Source organism: Myroides sp. LoEW2-1 (assembly GCF_009767705.1).
Classification (GTDB): Bacteria; Bacteroidota; Bacteroidia; order Flavobacteriales; family Flavobacteriaceae; genus Flavobacterium; species Flavobacterium album_A.
Genome location: NZ_WSPP01000196.1, coordinates 1 through 2,440, shown reverse-complemented (window position 1 = coordinate 2,440; position 2,440 = coordinate 1). Strand labels below are relative to the sequence as shown.

3 protein-coding genes are annotated in these 2,440 nt (G+C 31.5%); all 3 read right to left on the bottom strand.

Going from position 1 to position 2,440, the window contains the following annotated elements:
- Positions 1–506: 506 nt before the first annotated feature.
- The 3 genes from GOQ24_RS11700 to GOQ24_RS11690 all read right to left on the bottom strand — a co-directional run bounded on the left by GOQ24_RS11700 (position 507) and on the right by GOQ24_RS11690 (position 2,301).
- On the bottom strand, positions 507–914 hold the full coding sequence (locus GOQ24_RS11700) for a DoxX family protein (protein WP_155092793.1): 408 nt from the start codon (positions 912–914) through the stop codon (positions 507–509).
- 11 nt (positions 915–925) lie between these two features.
- Positions 926–1,546, bottom strand: a complete 621-nt coding sequence (locus GOQ24_RS11695; RefSeq protein ID WP_155092792.1) for a hypothetical protein — start codon at positions 1,544–1,546, stop codon at positions 926–928.
- Between the two features lie 161 nt (positions 1,547–1,707).
- Entirely contained in the window at positions 1,708–2,301 is a 594-nt protein-coding gene (locus GOQ24_RS11690) for a Crp/Fnr family transcriptional regulator (protein WP_155092791.1), read from the bottom strand.
- Between the last annotated feature and the right edge of the window lie 139 nt (positions 2,302–2,440).

Genomic DNA, 2,440 nt, shown 5'->3' with positions numbered 1-2,440 from the left:
CACCAAAACTATAATAAACACATTATGTTAATAAATACTATTTTCTGTTGAATTCATCTAAATGTTAATTTTCAACATTTTTAAATTGATTCTGAACTCAGTAAGTGAACGAAGTAATTGTCCTTTTGTGCGACTTTCTTTGCGTTTTCTTCGACTATCCTTGGGGTTCTCATGCTAAAAGAGCGTGTTCTCCGAGCAAAACCCCTAAGAATGTGCGCAAATACTCGAAGAATGTCCAACCAAAATTGCACTGATCTAAAAATAATATCACACGACAAATACCTCCGTTATTCCCAAAAGAAATAAACCAAACATTAAAAAATACACCGTAAAGAACCTCTATATGATATTGGACATCTGACAATATTTCTTTATGGTGTAGACAAATTATTTACAAAAACACTAAGTGAACTCAATCTTTAGCTTAATCAAAAACAAAGGCCTTTCTACAACTTTAGAAAGGCCTTTGTTTTAACATACTTAAAGTACAGTAAATACTCATTTTGTTAATCCCATTTACTTGAGGTAGATAAAGCAAATTTACCACTGCCGGTAAAGAATAAACTTAAAGATACCAAAAGGTATATTAACAATAACTCCACCGTTAATCCACCATTGTCGTTCAAAGTAAACAACTGCGTTGACTGCGCAAGCATCATAGCTGTAAAACAATTAATTGCAAAAACGAGCCCAGCTATTCTCGTGCGAAAACCCAGTAAAATCATTATAGGTGCAACAACTTCGCCTGCGTAGACTCCATAACCCAAAAAACCAGGTAATCCTTTATCTACCAACATACCTTGAATAAAAGTAATTCCGTTAATTACCTTACCAATTCCATAAAACAACATTGGTAACCCTACTGAAATACGTGCTAATAATAGACCTACTCCTAAATTTCTATCTATATTCATATATTAAAATTTTAAAAATTATACTTCACAAACACACCTAAATTCTCCAAGTGATCCCATGAGATATTAAACTGTTCTGCATTAAAAGCTAAACCATACATTAACTTTTCATCCTTTAGCCCTATTCTAATATGTTGAAATCCTCTTGTATACTCATTAAAATCAGTATTTCCAACTGCTGATAGTCTAAAGAAAGCATTTAACTTTTGAGTTAACTTAGGGGTATACTCGATTAAAAAAGATTGTTCTAATGTAAATCCTGCTTGGTAAGTTGCTCCAGCAGAATATGATATATTCAAAGTATTTTGCTTATTCTTATATTGATACTGAAGATAACTCAGAAAAAAAGCTCCTGGGTTTTTCACTCCAAACCCATTGTGAAGGCTAAAACGATCACTAATCTTATAGCTAACTGTATTTCGAATAAAAAGAATATTATGAGTATCTTCTGTATACTCTGTATCGAACAATATCAAATTTGATAATTTCCATTTGTCATTAACTTGATAAGATACTGTGTGTGTGTAAAAGTATGACCTATTTCCCACCATCACTTCTGGTGAAAAAGATAATTGCTGCCCTCTCATGACGATGGAGAATAAAAGCACAATTACGAATATAAGTTGTTTCATTGCCTATTATTGTTGTTTGTAAGGCAAATGTATTGTCATTGAGATTCCTAAAGATTAAGATATCTTAAGAAATAAAAACAACTATAAAAAAAGTAAAAACAACCATTTTAAAAAAAAGACAACCTTATTAGAAGGGTACTAAGGATTTACTAACTAAAAACTTACATACTGTGTTTTTTCTTTAGATAGCTTAAAAATTCAGGCGTTACCCCCAAATAAGATGCGATCATATATTGAGGTATTCTCTGTTCGATATTTCTATATTCTTTAATAAATTTCTGATAGCGATCAAAAACTTGAATACTCATTTGTTCCAGCATACGCTCTTGAAGTGAAACATATGCATTTTGAATCTTTATCCTAAAAAAAGTTGATAGTGCGGGAATTTTGACATACAACCTCTCCAATGCTTCACTATTGATTTGTACAAGGGTTGTCTTTTCAATAGCTTGAACAAACATTTGTGACTCCTTACCACTTAAGTAGGAATACAAATCATTGATCCACCATCCTTCTATGCCAATTTGAAGAGTGTGTTCTTGACTATCTAAATCCAAATAGTAACACCTCATACTTCCTGTTACAACAAATCGCATGTGTTTAGAAACTTGACCAGGCTGAAGGACGCACTCTTTGCGTTTTAATTCAACTATATCTATAGATTCATATAATAATTCAACTTCATCTTGGGTCAGATTGACACTCTCTTTTATATGATTAAGAAAAAAGTCTAATATCCTCTGTCTTTTATCCATGTTACTTCTAAACTTATTAGAGCGCAAATAAACAATATTTATGCCTTTTATTGTTTATAGAAAATAAAAAAGTCTTTACTGCTATCGCAGTAAAGACTTTTTTAGTGTATAGTTGTAATACTATTCTACTGTATAATGA

Excerpts from the sequence above, each read along its gene's own strand:
- GOQ24_RS11700 (WP_155092793.1), bottom strand. The coding sequence starts at position 914 with ATGAATATAGATAGAAATTTAGGAGTAGGTCTATTATTAGCACGTATT.
- GOQ24_RS11695 (WP_155092792.1), bottom strand. The coding sequence starts at position 1,546 with ATGAAACAACTTATATTCGTAATTGTGCTTTTATTCTCCATCGTCATG.
- GOQ24_RS11690 (WP_155092791.1), bottom strand. The coding sequence starts at position 2,301 with ATGGATAAAAGACAGAGGATATTAGACTTTTTTCTTAATCATATAAAA.